This window comes from Autumnicola edwardsiae, from assembly GCF_031846505.1.
Lineage (GTDB): Bacteria > Bacteroidota > Bacteroidia > Flavobacteriales > Flavobacteriaceae > Autumnicola > Autumnicola edwardsiae.
In genome coordinates, this window is record NZ_JAVRHP010000004.1 from 65,818 (window position 1) to 87,851 (window position 22,034).

Here is a 22,034-nt window from a genome sequence, read left to right on the forward strand (position 1 = left end):
GCTTTAAAATTTATCTTTTTATCCTTCAATGGACAGATTTTACTGCGGAGTTTTTAATTTTAGATACTTCAGCAGAAGTTATGGCTCAAAAATGGCAATTTTCGACCTCAAACAGAGGGATAGCTTCAATTTTTTGAACTTATAAAGCATTTTTAACGGCTATTCTTTAGATTTGCAACATTCACACTAAAATTTAAAGAATGAAGCTATTTTCAAGAAGTTTTCTTGTCCTTACGTTTTTCAGTTTTTCACTTTCCGCAGTGAACGCGCAGGAAGTGATTGAGAATAACCAATCAGATTTTGGGGAATTTATGGATAGAAGCGGCAACCGGTACAGGGCGGCATCGGGACATCCCGGGCCTGAGTATTGGCAGAACGAAACAGATTACACGATTGAAGCAACCCTTAATGACGAGGACCACAGTATTTCTGGAAAGATCACCCTCACTTATACCAATAATAGTCCGCAAGACCTGGAATTTATCTGGATGCACCTGGAACAAAACAGGTTTACCGAGGATTCCCGCGGGACCTTAACCACGCCAATAGGAGGGAACCGCTATGTGGGAGATACAGACGGGGGTTACGAGATTAGCAATTTGCAGGCAAAAGTTAAGCGCAGTACCTCTTCTAAATATTTGATTAACGACACCAGGATGCAGGTTTTCTTTAACAGGCCTATCCCGGCAAATGGAGGAGAAGCGACCGTTTCGATGAACTTCAGCTATAAAATTCCTGTTGAGGGAATGGATAGAATGGGACGTTTGGATGTGGAAGATGGTACAATTTACGCGATGGCGCAGTGGTTTCCAAGAGCTGCGGTTTTTGATGATATAGACGGTTGGAATGTTGAGCCGTACCTTGGTGCTGGTGAGTTTTACCTGGACTATGGGGATTATGATTTTAAAATTACCGCTCCTTACGATCATATCGTGGTAGCTTCAGGCGAATTGCAAAACCCAAGGGAGGTTCTTTCTTCCACAATGCGTGAAAGAATGGAAATGGCATCAAAAAGCGATAGCACGGTATTTATTGTAAAGCCCGAAGAAGTGAATGATATGTCTATTCGTGCAAAGCAGGATGGGATGTTAACATGGCATTTTAAGATGGAAAATACCCGGGATGTGGCTTTTGCATCTTCCAGCGCATTTATTTGGGACGCGGCAAGAATAAACCTTCCCGACGGCAAAAAGGCCATGGCACAATCTGCTTATCCTAAAGAAAGCGCTGGCCAGGGAGCCTGGGGACGTTCTACGGAATATAGCAAATACTCTGTAGAGCATTATGCGGAGAAATGGTTTAACTATCCTTATCCTGTGGCTGTAAATGTGGCAGCAGATATTGGCGGAATGGAATATCCCGGCTTAAACTTCTGCGGATGGCAGGCTGAAGGTGAATCTTTATGGGGAGTTACAGATCACGAATTTGGTCACAACTGGTTCCCGATGATCGTGGGGACTAATGAGAGAAGATATGCCTGGATGGACGAAGGTTTTAACACTTTTATAAATCATTACAGCAGCCTGGAATTTAATGACGGAGAGTATGGATCTAACTTAAACCAGACAAGGCGACTTGTAAGTTGGTTTAACAGGCCAACGCGTGAAGGGATAGATACCTATCCAGATGTTACCAATTTAAGAAACCTGGGAATGACGGCGTATTATAAACCTGCAATTGGTTTATTATTACTACGCGAATATATCCTGGGCCATGAAAGATTTGATAATGCTTTTAAATCTTACATAGAAACCTGGGCCTATAAGCACCCGCAGCCAAAAGATTTTTTCAATCACATGGAAAATGTGGCGGGAGAAAACCTCTCCTGGTTTTGGAAAGGCTGGTTTTATGGCACAGGGAATATCGATATTAGCCTGGATGGTGTGCAGCGGCGCCAGGGTAATTACGTAATTACAGTATCCAATAAAGGGGACATACCAATGCCGGTGGAACTGAAGCTGACGTATGAAGATGGTACTACGGAAAACCTGCGGCTACCTGTAGAGATATGGCAACGCGGCGATACCTGGAGCCATTTGCTGGAAACCGAAAAGACGCTGGAAAGTGTAGAACTGGATCCGGAAAAAATACTACCGGATGTTAATTTCTCGAATGACAGCTGGCCAACAGATTTTTATAATGACTAAAGTTGGTTGATCTGAATAAAAGCAAAAAAGAGCCCGGTTCTGGAGAACCGGGCTCTTTTTTGCTTATTTCTATGGTGGCGTGGGATTATGATTTTTTCTTAAACAGGTTATTCTCTTTTATTAGTTTTACGGTATCTTCTGCCAGTCCTTTTTCCCAGCCTTCTTCACTATTTCTAATCAATTCGTAAATTTTTCTGGAATTAATATCCAGGACTTCAGGATCATAATCTGTAATATCCACAACGCGCCCGTTGTCCCTAAAAAAGCTGTACAATTCTTTGGTCCTCGTTTCTACTTCCAGGTTTTCACTGGTGATGATCTCGCCGGTTTCAGGATCTTTTTGAGGATGGAGATATATCTTCAGGCTCTTAAAAAATAATTTCCCAAAAGCTTCCAGGATTCCGCCGCTCAAATCTTTATAATAATCTTCCTTAAAAACTTCAATAAGCGTATTCACACCCATGGTGAGCCCCATTCTCTCCCTGGTAAATTGTGAAAAATATTCCACTACTTTATAATATTCCTGAAAATTTGAAATCATTACTGTTTGTCCTAGCGAACAGAGCAAATCTGCCCTGTCCAGAAAATCCTTTTCGTCTATTTCTCCTTCATTCCTTAAATTGAACAAAGTGATTTCAAATATTCCCAGGATACGATCTTCATCTACTTTATTCTCCTTTTTGAAAAGTTCCAGTGACTTTTGAAACATACTTAAGTTTACTCTTGTAACCGGCCTAAAGCTTCCGCGCAGCGTAAGAATGTTTTTCTTATAGAGCAGGTCTGCCGGCAGCACATTATTTCCATCGGGAGCAAACATAATGGCATCGGTCTTTCCCGTCTTTACAAGGTGCAGGCTCATTAAGCGGTTGTCTACCTGTTTAAAGACCGGGCCGGTAAAATTCACCATATCAATTTCGATCTTATGGGAATTTAAATGATCGTAAAGGCTGTTAAGGATAGTTACAGGATCATCGTGATGATAATATGCACCGTAGATTAGGTTTACTCCTAAAATCCCAAGGCTTATTTGCTGTTTTGCAGCATTGCTTTCATGAAATTGAACATGTATAATGATCTCACTGTATTCCTCTTTCGGTTTGGTTTGGAACCTTATTCCCAGCCAGCCATGGCCTTTATATTTTTTGGCAAAATCTATGGTGGCTACAGTATTGGCGTAGCTAAAAAAAAGCTTGTTTGGATGCTTCGCCCTGGAAATCCTTTCCTCAATAAGACCGGTTTCATACGATAACATGCTCTTTAGGCGAGCTTCTGTCACGTATCTTTTATTTTCGCCAACACCGTAGATGGCATCACTGAAGTCTTTATCGTAAGCACTAAGGGTTTTGGCAATGGTACCAGATGGGTTGCGGGCCCTAAAAAAATTTCGTACAGTTTCCTGTCCTGCCCCAATTTCAGCAAAAGTCCCGTAAATATTTTCATTCAGGTTTATACGAAGAGCCTTGTTCTCTACAGAAACCATTTCGCGGAACTCTCTTTCCTTTTCTAAATTTACAGCCATGTTTTCACTTTATCATAAATGTAAGAATATTTGAATTTATGACCGGCTTCATCTTCATAAGGATTTGCTAAGGTTTTCAGGTTTTGGTTTCAATTGCTGCTGTAGCCAGGTTAAAACACATAAAATTTTTAATATCTTTAGCTTAAATTATTCAATAATTCAATTAATATGAATTTAAAACATGCAATTTCTGCTCTTTTTTCAGTATTTCTCTTTTTCAGCTTTCATATGGCACAGGCACAGCAAATGGGCATTTTTAATAATCATCAGGATATAGGTGATGTGAAATCTGAAGGTTCTGCAGAATATAATGAAGAACAACAGGTATACACCCTTACAGGTTCAGGAACAAATATGTGGTTTGGATCTGATGAATTTCAATACGCATGGAAGGCTATACAGGGAGATTTTATCCTTAGAGCCCGGGTGGAGTTTGTTGGCGAGGGAGAAGATCCTCATAGAAAAATTGGCTGGATTGTTAGGAACAACCTGGCTTCAGATTCACCTCACGTAAATGCGACTGTTCACGGGGATGGATTAACTTCACTTCAATACAGAAGGCAAAAAGGCGCAGATACAGAAGAGGTGACTTCAACCAGCGAGGCTCCAGATGTAATTCAGCTGGAAAGAAGAGGGAATTTGTACATCATGTCCACTGCTAAATTTGGTGAACCTTTTACAAGTATAGAGGTGGAAATGGATCTAAGAAATGAAGTTTTTGCGGGAATTTATATAAGCGCCCATAATCCGGACGCTGTAGAAACAGCAATTTTTAAAAATGTAAGAATCAGTTATCCTGCTCCTGAGGATCTTGTGCCATATACAGATTACCTTGGGAGCAGGCTGGAAATTATGAATGTAGAAACGGGGGAGCGAAAAGTGCTAATGACTTCGGGTCACAGCATACAGGCTCCAAACTGGACCAGGAGTGGGAAACTTATCTACAATTCTAATGGTTGGCTCTATAATTATGATCTTGAAACTGAAAAAATTTCTATGCTGAATACCGGCTTTGCAATAGATAATAATAATGACCATGTGTTAAGTGCCGATGAAAATAAGATTGCTATAAGCCACCATAACCCTGAAGATGATGGAAACTCGTCTATTTACTACCTTCCAATTGACGGTAGCGATCAACCTGTAAAAGTTACTAAAGACGGGGTAGGAGCTTCCTATGCCCACGGCTGGTCGCCCAATGGCCAATCTATTCTTTTTACAGGAGACAGGAATGGGCAGTATGATATTTACCAGGTAGACGTGGAATCTGGAAAGGAAACACAACTCACCAATACAGAAACACTGGATGATGGATCTGAATTTTCTAGAGATGGGCGGCATATTTATTTTAATTCCAATCGTACCGGAGCTATGCAGATATGGAGGATGAATGCAGATGGTAGTGAACAAACGCAGCTTACCACAGATAAATTTAATGACTGGTTTCCGCACGTTTCTCCAGATCAGGAACAACTTATATTTATTTCCTTTCCCGAAGAAATAGACTCAGGAGATCATCCTTTTTATAAAAGGTGCCTGCTAAGGACAATGCCCATCAAGGGTGGAGAACCTAAAGTAGTAGGTTATATTTATGGGGGACAGGGAACTATAAATGTTCCAAGCTGGTCACCGGACGGGAAATATGTTGCATTTGTAACTAACTCTGACTTCTAATATGAAATTTTTTTATTTACTCCTTATTAGTATTTTCTCTATGAGCACGCAAGACTTGAATGCGCAAAGCAATTTCAACTTTAAAAAAGATCACGATGCAATCCAGGTTGCAGATCTTAAGGCTTCTGCAGATTTCTACAACAAGATCCTTGGACTAAAAGAAATCCCCAACGGTGGACTTCCCGATCATATTCGCTGGTTCGAACTGGCAGATAAAGTCCAGGTGCACCTTATAGAAAGTGAAGAAGAAATTGAGAAGAAAAAGGGGGTGCATATGGCGATAAATACAGATAATCTTCAGGCTTTTATGGAGCACCTTGAGACGAATAATATACATTTTGAGAACTGGCAGGGAGAAGCGGGGACTACAAATTCCCGTCCAGATGGTATAAAGCAGATTTACCTTCAGGACCCCGATGGTTACTGGATTGAGGTAAACGATAATAAATTTTAAGGCTTATCTGTCACCACTTTATAATTAGGATCTTCCAGAATATTAACTTCTATGATTCCATCTGCATTGCTTAGCAGCCTTCTGCAGTCCTTGCTTAAATGTCTAAGATGTACTTTTTTGCCAACTTTACTATAACGCTGAGTGACTTGATTTAAAGCTTCAATAGCAGACATATCGGCAATTCGACTATCCTTAAAATCTATTATTATCTCTTTTGGATCGTTTACAACATCAAATTTTTCTGCAAAATTAGTAGTAGAAGCAAAAAATAACGGTCCATATATTTCATAGTGTTTAACACCATTTTCATCAATACTTTTTCTAGCTCTAATTCTCTTGGCGCTTTCCCAGGCAAAGAACAATGCCGAAAGTATAACTCCAACCAGAACTGCTAAAGCCAGATTGTGCAGAATAACAGTTATTAGTGCAACAGTAATTACCAGAAAAATGTCTTTCTTAGGTACTTTATTGAATATTTTTAAACTGGCCCACTCAAAAGTTCCAATGGCTACCATGATCATTACTCCTACAAGAGCTGCCATTGGTACCTGTTCTATTATGGGTGCACCAAACAACACTATTCCAAGAATGGTAAAGGCTGCAATTATACCAGACAATCTAGCTCTGGATCCAGCCGAGAGGTTTACTAAAGTTTGAGCGATCATTGGGCAGCCACCCATCCCGAAGAAGAATCCATTTAGTATGTTTGCACCTCCCTGAGCAATACATTCTCTGTTGCCATTACCTTTGGTTTCTGTAATTTCATCTACCAGGTTTAAGGTAAGCAAGCCTTCGGTTAATCCAACTGCCGCCATAATCATAGAATAAGGGGCAATAAGTTCCAATGTTTCCCAGTTCAATGGAATATTCGGTATGTGAAAAGGAGGAAAACCACCACTTATAGAAGCGATATCTTCAACTGTTTTAGTATTTATACCCAGAAAGTACACCAAAAGGAATACAATTATAATGGCAACCAGCGAAGAAGGAACTGCTTTAGTAAGTTTAGGTAAGAAGACAACAACAGCAATGGTTAAGGCCACTAAACCGGCCATAATATACAAAGAAGTTCCGGTTAGCCATACAATATCGCCATTCACCACCGTCTTAAACTGGTCTAACTGAGACATAAATATAATAATAGCTAACCCGTTAACAAACCCAAACATTACAGGATGAGGTACTAAACGTATAAATTTTCCGAGCTTAAAAACTCCAATTATAATCTGAATTACCCCTGCTAAAGCCACCGCTGCCAGAACGTATTCAAGGCCGTTGGATTTCATTAGAGCAATTAAAACAATAACTGTCGCGCCGGCTCCACCTGAAATCATTCCTGGTCTTCCCCCGAAAATTGCCGTTACCAAACACATTATAATGGAAGCATATAATCCCATTAGTGGAGGAAATCCGGCTAAAATAGCGAAGGATAATGACTCCGGGATCATGGTCATTGCCACTGTTAAGCCGGCCAGAACTTCGGTTTTATAATCTACTTTTTGCTTAAAATCGAAGAGATTGAAAATTTGTCTCATAAGAACTGGAGTTTTAAAGGAATCATGGAGTTGAAAGGGGTACTTTCAGCTAAAAATCAGGGATGATCAGGGCTATAAAATTACAGACAAAGCTGTTTTAAGGCGGAGTAAGAGGGGATGATATTATTTTTCTTCCGTGCTTCATAAGAGCGGGCAAAATTATGTAATTTTTTTTAATGACAAAGCTTTTAAACAGGAAGCTTCGAACTTTTATAGCTTTGTCAGGAATTGAACTGCTGTTTTAAGATATTGATAATCAACCGGCTTAAAGGGGCAGGTCTTCTAAAATGGCAATTATCGTCCTCCTGCCGGAAAGATTGAAAAAGTTAGGAGAGCGGATTTAATTAAAATATCTTTGTGAAAAATTTCAGTTATGGCACATAAAGCCGGATTTGTAAATATTATTGGGAATCCCAACGTTGGAAAATCTACACTCATGAACGCTTTTGTGGGTGAAAAACTTTCTATTATTACCTCAAAAGCACAAACCACCAGGCACAGGATTCTGGGAATTGTAAACGGGGAAGATTTCCAGGCGATTCTTAGTGATACGCCCGGTATTATTAAGCCCGCTTATCAATTACAGCAATCCATGATGGATTTTGTGAAATCGGCTTTTGAAGATGCCGATGTACTTGTTTATATGGTCGAAATTGGTGAAAAAGAGCTTAAAGACGAGGCTTTTTTTAATAAAATTATTCATGCTGATATTCCTGTTCTACTGCTTCTGAATAAAATTGACACTTCCAATCAGGAAGAACTTGAAGAACAGGTGCAGTTATGGAAAGAAAAGGTTCCCAATGCTGAAATTATGCCGGTTTCGGCATTACAAGGCTTTAATGTAGCTGAAGTTTTTAATCGAATAGTAGAATTGTTGCCTGAAGGTCCTGCTTTCTATCCGAAGGATACACTTACCGATAAGCCGGAACGTTTTTTTGTAAACGAGATCATCAGGGAGAAAATCCTGATGCATTATAAAAAGGAAATCCCTTATTCCGTAGAAATAGATACTCAGGAGTTTTTTGAAGAAGAGGAAATTATCAGGATGCGCAGCGTGATTATGGTAGAGCGTGAGACTCAAAAAGGGATCATTATTGGCCATAAAGGATCTGCTTTAAAAAGAGTAGGAGTAGAAGCGCGTAAGGACCTCGAAAAATTCTTCGGAAAACAGGTTCACCTGGAACTTTACGTGAAAGTCAATAAAAACTGGCGTAGCGACAGTAATCAGCTAAAAAGGTTTGGGTATAATGATTAATCAGTTTGGCAACTAAAGGTCGATATTGTTGATTTTCAGGCATTGTCTTTAAATTGAAGTGGGCTCTGCTGATTTCAAATTATTTTATTCCGAAGTAATAGAAGTTGAAACAAATTGAAAGTCAATTGAACTCAGTGAGTTTTATTTGACCTGAAATTTTAAACATTTAACCTCTTTTCCAGGTAAAAACCTCTCATTTTTTGCATCTTGCAGCGAAGCGATCTTTTATCTTGATCTTAATTATAAGATGAAGATATAGAGAAATATGTGTGTTCCACTTTTCTGTTAAAACCCGAATATTTACACTAATTTTGCAACTTAAATAAAAGAAAATCCGGTATGGGTAATATAGTAGCCATCGTGGGAAGACCAAACGTTGGGAAATCCACTTTTTTTAACAGATTAATCCAGCGTCGTGAGGCAATTGTGGATTCCGTTAGCGGAGTTACACGCGATCGGCATTATGGAAAATCTGACTGGAATGGGCGAAAATTTTCGCTTATCGATACCGGCGGATATATTATAGGCAGCGATGATATTTTTGAAGCTGAAATTGACAAACAGGTAGAGCTTGCCATAGATGAGGCAGATGCTATTATCTTTATGGTAGATGTAGAAACGGGGATTACTCCAATGGATGAGGACGTTGCTTTTTTACTTAGAAAAGTAGATAAACCTGTTTTGCTGGCGGTAAATAAAGTCGATAATAATAAACGGCTGGCGAACGCAGTGGAATTCTATAACCTTGGTTTGGGTGAATATTTTCCCATTGCAAGTACCAATGGTAGTGGAACAGGAGATTTACTGGATGCGCTTATAGAAGCCCTGCCGGAATCTGAAGCTGAAGAAGAGTCAGAATTGCCACGTTTTGCTGTGGTGGGACGACCAAATGCAGGAAAATCTTCCTTTATAAATGCGCTTATTGGTGAAGATCGTTATATAGTAACAGATGTTGCCGGCACTACAAGGGATTCTATTGATACCAAATACAACCGCTTTGGTTTTGAATTTAATTTGGTAGATACTGCCGGGATCCGTAGAAAGGCTAAGGTTAAGGAAGACCTGGAATTTTATTCGGTAATGCGCTCTGTACGTGCCATAGAAAATTGTGATGTGTGTCTTGTGGTTTTAGATGCCCAGCGTGGTTTTGACGGTCAGGTTCAGAATATTTTTTGGCTGGCCCAGCGTAACCGCAAAGGAATTGTGATCCTCGTCAATAAATGGGATTTAATAGATAAGGAAACAAACACGCTTAAAGAATACGAAGCGAATATTAGGCGCGAAATAGAACCTTTTACCGATGTACCTATTATTTTTATCTCTGTACTTACCAAACAGCGGGTTTTTAAAGCTATAGAAACTGCTGTACAGATTTTCGAAAACCGGAGCAAGAAATTGAAGACGCGGGAATTTAACGATGTAATGCTTCCGATAATTGAAAATAATCCACCGCCGGCTTACAAAGGAAAATATGTAAAGATCAAATTCTGCATGCAGTTGCCAACTCCGCAGCCACAATTTGCATTTTTCTGTAATCTTCCGCAGTATGTAAGAGATCCTTATAAACGGTTTTTGGAAAATAAGATCCGGAAAGAATTCGATTTCAGCGGAGTACCAATTACTATTTACTTCAGGAAAAAGTAATATTTTAAATATTACCAGGTTTCCACTTTGGATTGATTGAAAAATTCCGTTTTAATTCTTAGGCCTGGGAATATTCAAAACTATCGAACTCCGATCTCACCAACTTTAGTTTCAGCCTTGTCTGTTTAATCTAAAAATGCATACTTCTGCGGTATGGTAATTTTAATTAGAACAGAGAATACTTCTGCGGTTTTCTGAAAAAGATATCTTTAAGGTCGCTGAGGCTGTCTTTTTTACAATCATTTTCATCAATAAGTACGCTATACTAACTTGATAATTCTCCGTATTCCTTATATAATGCGGCACTTCCCAAACAGTGATATTTTTTAGATTTGTTGTATTACGCTTTTTGAACAAATTATAAGATTGTTTTAAAACCGTCCTAATCTTTCGTTAAACCTTAGGTATGTGGTAATCATGTGGTTATATTCAAATCGAACTTATTTTTAACCAAAAAACCGATTTTATGAAGAAAATTTGCTTTTACCTTCTGGGTGTTTTTTTAATTTATTCCTGTGCGGAAGATCAATTACCAACGCAGGAAGAAGGAACAATTCCAGAAGAAAATTTGACGAAATTTGAACAAAACTTGCGTGATGGAAAATTTGATAACACGAGTTTTGGATCTTACACAGCAATATTTACTACAAAAGATGCCTCATCTCGAGGTAGTGTAGCTATATCTATTCCCTTTGAAGATGATCCTACCTCAAATTTAACTTTGAGTACAGGTAGTACAATTAGAGCGGGCGTGTCTCAAAACTCTAAAGATCAGGAAGACGGAAGTCTTACATTTTCTAGTGGAGATTTGAGCTTCGATTTTAATGTTGATGATGACGGAACTAATCCTGCAATTTCTAATGTAGTTTACAATGGTAAAGCAGGAGACATGATGGTGGCTAAAAACACCTCTAAAGCCCACGCGGTTCCTGTCACCGGGACTTATTCCTGTGTAGAGTGTAGTAACCATCCCGACTTAGGTGTTGGAAAAACCCAGACATTTAATTTCCTTGTTTTAGGAGATACTGATAATAGTGGAGATGCTAACGGGGATGAAATAAGAACACAGGCTACTTTAGGTACTACGATTTATACTAGCGAAGAAGAAGGTCCGGGTGGTATGCTTACCAACTGTGTAGACAATGGTGACGGTACTTTTACTTGCGATGTGACTTCTGCCGGAGAAGGAGAAGACATGTTAGTGTTTTTTGGTGATTCAGGTCCGGTTTTCACTCAAAATATGACCTTTACTTATGCTACTGATGGTTCTTGTCAGAATTATGACGGGCAACTCCGTTATGAGTCAAGTCTTTTTGATACAAATGTAATCGAATTGAACAGTGATGATTCTTGTAATGATATTAACAGAAGGGCACAACTTTTTGTTACCAATAATTCCAACGGTAATATTACTCAATATGATCTTACCGCCGGAACATCTTCCAGCTTTGGAACAGCTTCCTCTGCTGCTGAAGGGATTTTTTATGATTTTTCTGATGATGTAGTTGTACAGGCTTCAAGATCAAACTTCCAGTTGGAAGCTTATAACAATTTAAGTAATGCCATTGATGGTGAAACACTTTCTCCGGCTTACACAAGTTCAGACGATTTAGATAGCCCAAGAGAATTGGCAGTAAATGGTTCTACCTATGTGGTATCAGATAATGGTACAAATCAATTTTATGTTTATACCAAAAATGGAGATAACTTTTCTTTAACCAATACGTTTGAGATCCCATTCCCGGTTTGGGGAATTACCTTTAGGGGTGATGATCTCTATGCGGTAGTAGATACCACCAACGATTTAGCGGTATTCTACGACTTTGGCTCCAATAATATGGATGGCGATTTAATGCCTTCTAAAAGAGTACAAGTTGAAGGCATAGTCAGGACCCACGGTCTTACTTATGATGGGACAGATGATGTAATGGTTATGACAGATATTGGAGATGCTGCCAATGCTACTGACGACGGAGCTTTCCATGTTATAGAGGATTTCTCAACTGTTTTTGATGCATTGTCAGATGGTGAGCAAATTCCTTTGGAAGCACAAACCAGAGTAGCAGGATCCAATACAATGATGGGTAATCCTATTGATGTTGCTTACGATTCTGAAACAGATGCAGTTTATATTTCAGAAGTAGGAAACGGTAAAGTTTTAGGATTTACTTCAATTGGTTCAGGTGGAAACCTAACGCCATCGTTTGAAGAAGATCTGGCTTCTGCTTCATCTATATATTTTTCAAGTGATGAAACTGATGGAAATACAGGAATGAGCACTACCGGGATGATGACGAGATTGTACACAACCAATACAGCAAATGGAGACGTAAATGTTTATAATGAAAGCGGATCTTTGCTGAAAACGGTAATGACTGGATCGTCTTCTACTGAAGGAGTTTATTATTCAGGTTCCGGAAACCTTATTCAGGCTTCCAGAAGTGATATGAGGATAGAGTTTTATGAAAACTTCATGGGAGCTGCAGATGGAGCAACTATCTCTCCAGATGCTATGGGATCTGAGGAATTACCAAGTCCCAGAGAGATTGCTGTCCTGGGAGATCATGTTGTAGTGTCTGATAATGGTTCCAACCAGTTCTTTGTATATTCTTTTGATGGTTCATCTTTTATGCTTGAAAATACTATAGACATAGATTTTCCGGTATGGGGAATTACGTTTAAAGGTGGAGACTTACTCGCTGTTGTAGATATGAGCAGTGATGTTGCAGTCTATAACGATTTCCTATCCAATATGGGAGGTATGCAATCACCTGACAAACGAATTACCTTTGAAGGTATAGTGAGAACTCACGGAATTGACTATAGTGAAGCCGATGATGTACTAATTATGACAGATATTGGTGATGCCACAAGTGATTCTGACGGTGGTTTCCATGTGATTGAAGACTTTAATACAAAACTTGAAGCTACAGCAGATGGTGGAAGCATAAGTATGGCAGACCAGACCAGGATTGCCGGGGCATCTACAGAGCTAGGAAATCCTATAGATGTAGCTTATGATAATGACACCCAAACGGTTTTCATCGCCGAAATTGCAAATGGTGGTGGTAAAATCCTTGGATTTACAGATGTGCTAAACACTAGTGGAGACATTGCTCCGGCCGTTAGCAATGACGTGCCGAGCGCTGCTTCAGTGTATTTATACAACAACTAAGCATAATCAGCTTATAATTTAAGATTAAGAAAGCCCGCAATTGCGGGCTTTTTTTATAAGCTGATTTTTGTATCAAACCATCAGGTTTTTCTTTAGTACTATTATTCAGGAAAAAGTAATACCGATTAAACTAAAAGGAATAACGTTAGTCTAAGAGCAGACGGAGGTGTCGAATTTCCGTTTTCATCTATCTAATTCCTCTTCATGAAACTTTTTTACACTCTTGCTTTCCTTTTCATCACTGGGACGGCATTTTCTCAGGATTTTGAAATAACCGGAAAAGTGGTGGATGAGGCCGGTGTGCCATTGGAGTCCGCAACTATTTACCTGGAAAAAGCAGCAGACAGCAGTCTTGTTACCTATACCATTTCAGAAAAAAACGGAAATTTTCGTTTAACAGGGACCACCACAGCTCCCAAAGTCAACTTGTATATTTCCTTTGCCGGATATCAATCCTACAGGGAAACCCTTGAAATTAAGGAGAGAATAGAGCTCTCCACCATTACCATGCAAGTTCAGGACAACAAGCTTGAGGAGGTAGTGGTGGCTGCTACACGTGCACCAATTACTATTAAAAAAGATACTTTAGAATTTAATGCCGGTTCTTTTAGTACCCGGCAGGATGCCAACCTGGAAGAGCTAATGAAAAAACTTCCGGGGGTTGAGGTGGATAATCAGGGGAATATTACCGTAAACGGAAAAACGGTTTCAAGGATTCTGGTAAATGGAGAAGAGTTTTTTGGTGATGATCCCAAGATTGCCACAAAGAACCTTCCGAAGGAAATTATTGATAAAATTCAGGTGACAGATACCAAAACCAGGTCGGAAGAGTTTACCGGAAAGGCCGGTGATCCTGAAAATAAAACGGTAAATATTACCATAAAAGAGGATAAGAACAAAGGCTATTTTGCACGGGCCACTGCCGGGGGAGGCACAAATGATCGATATGAACTGAGCGGAATCGGGAATTATTTTAAAGATGACCTGCGGTTGAGTGTTCTTGCCAGTTCCAATAACATCAATACTTCCGGGTTTAGTTATGATGAAGTGTTTGGGATGATGGGGCGTACGGCCGGGAGGAATGTTTTTGGAGGTGGCGGTGGCGGAATAACAAAGGCAGAAACTGCCGGTATTAACTTTGTAAATAAATGGGAAAATGACCTTGAGTTAAGTGCAGATTATTTCTTCGGAAGAAATGATACTGAGAGAAGGACTATTATAGCCAGAGAAAATATTTTGCCAGATTCCCGATATTTCACAAATTCTGAAGAAAGAAGCAATCTCTTAAATGACAGCCATCGTGCAAACGCCCGTTTTGAGGTGGAATTTGACACGCTCACCAGGATTTCCATTAGTCCCCGGTTAAACGCAAATTTCGGTAATTCCTACCGCGATCAAGTGGCCGAGTCGTTGGATGAGGATCTTAACCTTATTAACCGTACCGAAACTTTTGAAAATGAAGCGCTGGAAAGTGTAGATTTTAGTAATAATATCGATTTCATCAGGCGATTTGGCAGCCGTGGTTCTTATTTGCAAATGGAATTTGAAAACGACCATAGCAGGCAGAAAAATGATAATTTTTACTATTCCGAAAGTTTATTTACGGAAGAAGGAGAAGAAGTTATTCAAATTCAGGATCAATATATAGACGAAGATGAAACGGAAAATGCTTATTCTCTTGAAGTAAGTAAGCGCAGTGTCCTGGCAGAAGATTTTTTTCTTGACGTTTCTTATGATTTCGATTATCTAAACTCCACCAATAAGCGTTATGTCTATGAAGCTGAAAACGGCGATAGAAATTACAACATCCTCAATAACCTTTTAAGCAGTGATTTTGAAGTAAACAGCAGGAGACATACACCAAACCTGGGATTAAATTATGAAGGAGATATCTGGAGGATAAATACTGAAGTTGGCCTGTTGCATACCAGTCTCGAAAACAGTAATTATCTGGAAGAAACTTCCTTTGAAAATACATATAATAACCTGTTCCTGGAAGCAGGAGTGCGTTACGAAATTGAACGTTCCAAAAGTTTGTCAATCCGTTACAACACCAATGTAGATATACCTTCTATCCGGCAGCTTCAGCCCGTCGTGGATCGTACAAATCCGTTAAATATTATAGTTGGAAATCCGGAGTTGAGGCCTGCTTACCGGCAGGATATACAACTTAATTACCGCAATTTCGATTTTGCTACGCGAAGTGGTATTTTTAGCTATATAAACCTTGGATTTACAAATAATAATGTCGTTTCTGTCTCTACGGTAAACGAAGATCTTGTGAGGACCACTACCTATACTAATGTAGACGGCGCGATTAACGGGAACGCAGGCGTTTTTTACAACAAACAATATAAGAAAGAGGCAAGGATCTTCAGGTATCAGGCTGGTTTAAACGCCAGTTACAACAAAAATATTGGTTTTACCAATGCTGTAAAATATGAAGCTGAGCGTTATAGCTTAAGTCCGCGTTTGCGCCTTACTTTCGAAATTGAAGATTTACTCAGCATAGAACCAAACTATGAGCTAACTTACAACAGCACAAATTACGATATTAACCCCAACAGGAATGAAGATTTTGTGAACCACAGCATTGGATTTCAAACTACTTCTTACTGGCCTGAAAATGTGGTTTTTGGCAATGACATTTCTTTTAATTACTTCGGAAATGTTTCCCCGGGCTTTGATAATACTTCATTGCTTTGGAACATGAGCCTTGGATATGAATTTTTAGAAGATAAAGCTACCCTGAAGGTTAAAGTTTATGATTTGCTGGATCAGAATATCGATACCCGGCGGGTAATTGGGGACGATTTTATACAGGATACCAGCAGTTTGATCCTCACACGGTACGCAATGCTGAGTTTTACTTATAAACTGAGCAATTTCGGTGGGAGTAACCCTCCAGACAGGGGAGGAAGACGATTTAGGTGATAACTGCCAAATCAGAAATCACTCAGGAGCCGGGAATCAGGATTATTTCTATTACTCCGATTTTTAAAAGGTTCTGCTGAAAATTTTATTGGCCGAGAATTGCCAATTTTCGGCATATAGTATTTTCTAAGCTGAAGTTTTGTCTTATTTAACTCTTTAACTTCTTCACTTTTTTCCTTTTTCCTGTTTTTAAATCATGAATACATGAATTTTATTTCTGCTGGGAGATAAATTCAAAATTTTTCCCGCAGAAAACGCAGATTGCCGCAGAAAATGTCTAATACCTTTCATCTTTTCACTCTTTATCTTCATTTCCAGCTCTGTTTCTTTGGTGATGCCCAAAAATTGACAATTTTCGACATGCAGTATGTCTGAGCAGAAGTGGCCTTATTAGCCTTTTCCCTCTTTCCTTCTTTTACTTTCTCACTCCTTTTTTTTCTCTTTTTCTTCAAATTAAATATCACTATTAATGGGTATTGTCTGGTGCTGCTGCCTCCTATATTTTTACTGTGTTGATTTCTAATAGTTTAAGACACTGTATTTTGTTGAGTAAAAACTTATTCCGAAAATATGAAAAGAGCTATTCAAATTTTTAGTACCACACTACTTTTAATTTTCACGTCTGTTGTTTCGGCTCAGGAAGTGGGAGAAGAGTATTATTTTACCGAAGATAAGCCAAAGGTAAGGCCATTCAGAATTGGAGGGAAATTAGGCTACCCAAACCTGATAGGCGGAAATTTAGAGTATGTCACGCCTTTATTGCGTCATAAACTTTCAGTAAGTGTGGATTATTCAACACTTAAATCTGACTGGATTGTACCTGAAGAGGATAATGCTGATGAAGAGTCCAGCGACGAACTTGACTTTACGTACATGGAGGGCGGGCTTAATTATTATCTATTCAGCCCTGGCAAAGGCCTGTACGTGGGGGCCAGTTATGGGAGTATCCAAATTAAGGGTGAAATGATGTTCTTTTCTGAAAATTCTGATAGAACAGAACCGGGAACGGCGGATATTGATTTTTCCAACGGCTCCTTTAATGTGAAGCTTGGGGCAAAGCTTGGAGGCTTATTCTATTTTAGGCCTGAAATTGGCTATCGTTTTACACCTCTTCCAGAAAGTTATGAAATAGAGGTGGTATTTGATGATGGCTATACCGAAATGCAGGAGACTCCGCCTTTAGACATCGACTCTTCTCCACAAGACCTAATTTATAAAGGGTTAATTGCTAACATCGGCTTCGGCTTTTCGTTTTAAGAGGTAGTTCTTACTATTTCTTACAGTACAGTAAAACATTTTATCAATAATACATTAATTAAAATCCAGTTATGAAGAAAATTACTTTCCTTATTTTATTTGCGCTTACATTTTCAATCTTACCTGCTACCAGTATTCACGCTAATGCCAATTCAGAATATTATGGAAAGAAAAAAGTGAAAGTCGGAGTTTCAGAAACCGATGCCGAAATTTATGTGAACGGGAAATTAATAGGAAAAGGATCTACAGTGGTACTCGTTCCTAAAAATTCCTGTGTTACCGTAGTTACAAAAAAGACAGGTTTTCTTAATGAGACCATCGAGTTCTGTAACCAAAAAGGTATGACCAAACCGCCAAAAACACATTACGTAAAAATGAGAAATGACGATGCTTTTGATGCCTCTGTCCAGACAGATATTGCGAATGTGGATATCGAGGTAAAAGTAAATGCAATGGATAAAGATCAGGCATGGAAGTTAATTAACCAGATTGTTCTAAACTACATAGATGTTATAGAAATGACAGATAAGGAAACAGGCTATTTAAGAACTGCATGGTCTTTACAAACTTTTGAGCAAAATACTATCCGAACAAGGATGATTGTGAAAGAATCTTCAACAAATCCGCTTAGTTTTAAAGTAAAACTGGTAAGTGAAGAGTCTGGAGATTCTATGACGAGCGTAAAAAGCGATCACCTGTACAAAGAGTGGGACCGGGTATTAAGAAGTTACAATAATGTTATTTCAGAATTCCAGGCTCGTATAAAATAGGAGAATTAGCCTGACCATAGGAGTAAAGACAGCATCTGGATCCTATGGTTTTCTTCTTATTTCAGTATTCCGGCCATCATGCTTTCGGCAATAAGTTCTGCAGTATTCTTACAACCACTTTTGGCGAGTACATTTTTTCTATGGGTATGGATCGTGTGGATAGAAAGATTTAGGTTGTCTGCAATTTGCTTGGCACCATAACCCTGGGCGAGCAAATCTACAATCTCCCTTTCCCGGGGGGTGAGGGAATCAGAAATACTGGGTTCTGCATTTCCCAGGTTTGGCTTAAAAGCTCCTTTATCTACAGGAACATTGTAGAAAGACTTCCCACCTTGGATATTTATAAAGGAAACGCTTCGTGTACTTTGAGTTGCAATATGTGAAATATCGCTGTGAATGGAGAAAATATGCATTGGTGTATTATTTTTAGCAATAGAAATAGGGGTGGCCTGCATAAGCATTACCCGGCTTCTTTTTTTATAATCCACCATTTTATAGGAGTAAATTATTTTATATTTGGTTATTTCAGAAGGTTTTAGATATACGGAAAAAAAGTCTTTTATTACAAGCTCTTTCTTTTCCAGCTTTTCAATTTCCTCCGGTAGCGCAAGACTAAGGAGTTTATCCATGCTTACATTTTTGGGAGAAATACCAAGAAAATTTTCTACACTGGGAGAAACGTAATCCAGTTCCAGATTATGCATGTTCAGGATATAGAAGTATGACTCTCCCGGAGCAAAAAGGGCAGCCATTCTTTCGAATTGCTCAGTAATTTGGTAACGTGAATATTCCATGATTTCAGAAGAGTACTCCCTCCTCCATAATTCTGAAATTTTATGATTTTCAGCTTCCATCCTACATGTTAAATTTTTCCCAATATAGAAATAATCTTAAAAGATTGTGTTCCAAAGCATAACGAATATCTTTAATTTATTACCGAAGAAAGGGATTTATTAGGGTTACAGCTTTCATAATCAGATATTTACAAGCTTAAATCTTGGAAAATTTTTATTAGGAAAAGTAAATAATTTAACATTTAAAGTAAGAATATTACGCTCAAATAGTGAAAAAGATAAGTTTTTTCCTTAGTTTTTAGGTAAAAAACCAGAAGAAAAAAACATAATGACAGCGTTTTTTGTATCTGAATTGAACTGAAATAATTTCAGAAAGAATGAAGCCGTCCAAAAATGAATTTTCGTGGTTCTGAAATAATCAGGTGACGAAAATTGCCATTTTTAGACGGCCTCTTTAATCTTTTGCCTGAAGCAAAACAAAGTTGCTAAACTACAGGTGAAAAATAACTACCAGCGCTGGTGCACTTCCGGCTTAATATACTTCTCATAAATAGAGTTCATTTTTTCAATCTTTTCTGCAGATAAAGGCGGAAGATCGTAGACAGAAGTATTCGATAAAAGATGATCTTTTTTGGACGCACCTGGAATAATACAGCTTATTTCCTCAAACTGAAGGATCCACTGTAAAGCGACAGGAGCGAGATTCTTTACATCTGGAAAAAGTGCTTTTAACTCGTCCACAGCTTTTAATCCCTGCTCAAAATCCACTCCGGCAAAGGTTTCCCCCTTGTCAAAGGCTTCTCCATTCCTGTTAAAATTCCTGTGATCTTCTTTGTCAAAATGACTGTTGGAATCAAATTTTCCGGTTAGCAATCCGCTGGCTAACGGAACTCTTGCAATAACCCCGACATCTTTTTTCTTTGCTTCTTCGAAGAACAATTCAGATGGACGTTGCCTGAAGAGGTTAAATATAATCTGGACGGTAGCAACATTAGAAAATTCCATTGCTTTTATTGCTTCTTCTATCTTTTCTACGCTAACTCCCAGGTTGCGGACTTTCCCCTGATCCCTTAGCCGATCAAAAGTTTCGAAAATCTCAGGTCGATAATAAACATCTGTGGGCGGGCAGTGTAGTTGTACAAGATCTAATCGATCAAGTCCGGTTCTTTTTAAACTGTCTTCCACAAATTTTGTAAGCACTTCCGGAGTGTAATTTTCATTTACATGTGGATTGATTTGCCTGCCGCACTTTGTGGCTACATAAATCTCTTCAGAGCGGGAGCGCACCACTCTTCCTACCGCTTTTTCACTTAAGCCTTCCTCATAAACATCGGCGGTATCTATAAAGTTCACGCCTTGATCAATGGCTGTATTTATAATTTCATCGGCTTTGTTGTCGTCAAATCCAGATCCCCATTTTCCTCCTACCTGCCAGGTTCCAAGTGAGATTTCTGAAATTTTTAAGCCGGTTTTTCCCAGTTTTCTATAGTTCATTACTTTCTGTTTTTTATAAAATTAAAAATTAAAATCAGCATAAAAAAGGACACGGACTTTTAAAAGGAAAGTTTAGGGATTTTATAACAACAATAGGTTTTTAAAATTAAAATGAGCTGCTGAATGGGACACCCGGAGAGAAGAAGTGCTTAAGATAAAGAATCAAGGCGGTTTGTTGGATGTGGGAGACCAGGTAAAAAAAAACCAGCTCCAAAAGCACGATACTTTTTAGTTACTTGAAAAAAGCAAAATACCGCCATCTGCCAAACAAATAAAAGATGATAAGTTTAAAATAATGACCTGTTCTTAAGCGCTAATTTCCCTCTCTAAAGCGAGAAAATGGGTGAGTTTTGCGCCATAGGAACGTAACGGGATGACTGTTATTTCACACAAATATTCTTCGTTGTTCTTTCTGTAGTTTACAAAGGTTTCTGTAAAAACAACCTCCTTTTTTAATTTTTCATCAACACGCTTCTTTGTGTCTTCAGGGGTGTTTTTTCCCTGTAAAAAGTCTGGGGTTTGGCCAATTGCAAAGCTGGCAGGATACCCAGTCATGTTGTAAAAACCTTTACTCACCCAGTTAATAATACGGTTGGCATCGGTCAATACAAGTGCATCATACTCTTCTTTTAATACAGTATTTACATCAAATTGCCAGTCGAACTTCTTCTGAAACTGCGCTAAAGTCTTTAATTGCCTCTTTTTTCTTTTATTATGCAATACGTGGTGAAAACTGGTGGAGGCAATGTCCATTCCCGCCAGGGGGGCACGGGCTAAACCAGATGAACCAATTTTCTTCCGTGCTGTTCTGTATTCTTCTTTATTAAGGGTTTCAAGATAGAGATCCAGCGACCTCATATTACCTAAATCATCCTGGTATCTACTCATAATTTTTTTAGCCTTTTTTCTTCCTTCTCTAATCCAGGTTAGGACGACAGATGGTATTAAAAGCAAATAAAGGCCGTCTGGAAATAGAGGAGGGGAAATACCTTTAAAAGCATATTTCGTAAGTAAACCGAAAGTACTGTTTATTGGCGAAAATATTTAATGTTATCACAATTAACTTTAAATGGAAAGCTTACAGTTTCCGTGCCTACAAGCTTCCCATTTAAAAATTAATTATCCTTGAATTTAACTTCAGAAATAGTTTTTTGAAATAAAATTACCGCCATCTATTCTGCGAAAAATTTATTCCTGGTTCTCTTTGTAGAGTTTGTATCCCAGGTAAACTACTCCCGCAATGGCACCCCACTTTAAGAGGCTTGCTGTTAAGCCAATTCCTTTTTTTGCAACCCATAGTTCTGCTCCTTTTTCTGCTGCCTTTTTTGCTTTTTTCTTAAATTTCATAATTTTAGTTTTATAAGGTTAAATGGATGAAAAAA

At 38.7% G+C, this 22,034-nt stretch carries 15 protein-coding genes; 9 read left to right on the forward strand and 6 right to left on the reverse strand.

Translation table 11 applies throughout. The features are described from left to right. Positions 1 to 200: 200 nt before the first annotated feature. Positions 201 to 2,147: a M1 family metallopeptidase gene (locus RM529_RS01705; protein WP_311483018.1), complete on the forward strand. Its 1,947-nt coding sequence runs from the start codon at positions 201 to 203 to the stop codon at positions 2,145 to 2,147. A gap of 85 nt (positions 2,148 to 2,232) precedes the next feature. On the opposite strand, the gene RM529_RS01710 is transcribed toward RM529_RS01705, so the two are convergent. Further along, positions 2,233 to 3,666, reverse strand: a complete 1,434-nt coding sequence (locus RM529_RS01710) for a TonB-dependent receptor (protein WP_311483019.1) — start codon at positions 3,664 to 3,666, stop codon at positions 2,233 to 2,235. A 168-nt stretch (positions 3,667 to 3,834) separates the two neighbouring features. Here RM529_RS01710 and RM529_RS01715 point away from each other — a divergent pair, with 168 nt between their 5' ends. Both RM529_RS01715 and RM529_RS01720 read left to right on the forward strand, forming a co-directional pair. Continuing rightward, positions 3,835 to 5,340: a TolB family protein gene (locus RM529_RS01715; protein WP_311483020.1), complete on the forward strand. Its 1,506-nt coding sequence runs from the start codon at positions 3,835 to 3,837 to the stop codon at positions 5,338 to 5,340. Positions 5,341 to 5,380: 40 nt separating this feature from the next. Further along, positions 5,381 to 5,794: a VOC family protein gene (locus RM529_RS01720; RefSeq protein ID WP_311483021.1), complete on the forward strand. Its 414-nt coding sequence runs from the start codon at positions 5,381 to 5,383 to the stop codon at positions 5,792 to 5,794. On the opposite strand, the gene RM529_RS01725 is transcribed toward RM529_RS01720, so the two are convergent. Next, positions 5,791 to 7,329 (reverse strand): SulP family inorganic anion transporter, encoded by a 1,539-nt coding sequence (locus RM529_RS01725; RefSeq protein WP_311483022.1) that lies wholly within the window; start codon positions 7,327 to 7,329, stop codon positions 5,791 to 5,793. The genes RM529_RS01720 and RM529_RS01725 overlap by 4 nt on opposite strands. Before the next feature lie 373 nt (positions 7,330 to 7,702). Here RM529_RS01725 and era point away from each other — a divergent pair, with 373 nt between their 5' ends. The 6 genes from era to RM529_RS01755 all read left to right on the forward strand — a co-directional run bounded on the left by era (position 7,703) and on the right by RM529_RS01755 (position 18,364). Continuing rightward, positions 7,703 to 8,584, forward strand: coding sequence for a GTPase Era (gene era, locus RM529_RS01730; protein WP_311483023.1), 882 nt, complete (start codon positions 7,703 to 7,705; stop codon positions 8,582 to 8,584). A gap of 339 nt (positions 8,585 to 8,923) precedes the next feature. Next, positions 8,924 to 10,228: a ribosome biogenesis GTPase Der gene (gene der / locus RM529_RS01735; protein ID WP_311483024.1), complete on the forward strand. Its 1,305-nt coding sequence runs from the start codon at positions 8,924 to 8,926 to the stop codon at positions 10,226 to 10,228. Positions 10,229 to 10,694: 466 nt separating this feature from the next. Next, positions 10,695 to 13,403, forward strand: a complete 2,709-nt coding sequence (locus RM529_RS01740) for a hypothetical protein (RefSeq protein WP_311483025.1) — start codon at positions 10,695 to 10,697, stop codon at positions 13,401 to 13,403. Positions 13,404 to 13,607: 204 nt separating this feature from the next. Beyond that, positions 13,608 to 16,337 carry an outer membrane beta-barrel protein gene (locus tag RM529_RS01745; RefSeq protein WP_311483026.1) on the forward strand — a complete coding sequence of 910 codons (2,730 nt, stop codon included), beginning with the start codon at positions 13,608 to 13,610 and terminating at the stop codon, positions 16,335 to 16,337. 570 nt (positions 16,338 to 16,907) lie between these two features. Next, positions 16,908 to 17,594 carry a hypothetical protein gene (locus RM529_RS01750; RefSeq protein WP_311483027.1) on the forward strand — a complete coding sequence of 229 codons (687 nt, stop codon included), beginning with the start codon at positions 16,908 to 16,910 and terminating at the stop codon, positions 17,592 to 17,594. A 71-nt stretch (positions 17,595 to 17,665) separates the two neighbouring features. Beyond that, a complete protein-coding gene (locus tag RM529_RS01755) occupies positions 17,666 to 18,364 on the forward strand; it encodes a hypothetical protein (protein WP_311483028.1) in 699 nt (232 codons plus the stop codon). A 56-nt stretch (positions 18,365 to 18,420) separates the two neighbouring features. Here the strand turns inward: RM529_RS01755 and RM529_RS01760 are convergent, their stop codons facing one another. The 4 genes from RM529_RS01760 to RM529_RS01775 all read right to left on the reverse strand — a co-directional run bounded on the left by RM529_RS01760 (position 18,421) and on the right by RM529_RS01775 (position 21,999). Beyond that, positions 18,421 to 19,218 carry a response regulator transcription factor gene (locus RM529_RS01760; RefSeq protein WP_311483029.1) on the reverse strand — a complete coding sequence of 266 codons (798 nt, stop codon included), beginning with the start codon at positions 19,216 to 19,218 and terminating at the stop codon, positions 18,421 to 18,423. Positions 19,219 to 19,665: 447 nt separating this feature from the next. Further along, positions 19,666 to 20,652, reverse strand: coding sequence for an aldo/keto reductase (locus tag RM529_RS01765; protein WP_311483030.1), 987 nt, complete (start codon positions 20,650 to 20,652; stop codon positions 19,666 to 19,668). Positions 20,653 to 20,958: 306 nt separating this feature from the next. Further along, entirely contained in the window at positions 20,959 to 21,540 is a 582-nt protein-coding gene (locus RM529_RS01770; protein WP_311483031.1) for a PAS domain-containing protein, read from the reverse strand. Positions 21,541 to 21,840: 300 nt separating this feature from the next. Beyond that, complete coding sequence (locus RM529_RS01775) at positions 21,841 to 21,999, reverse strand: hypothetical protein (protein WP_311483032.1); 159 nt, start codon at positions 21,997 to 21,999, stop codon at positions 21,841 to 21,843. Positions 22,000 to 22,034: the final 35 nt, after the last annotated feature.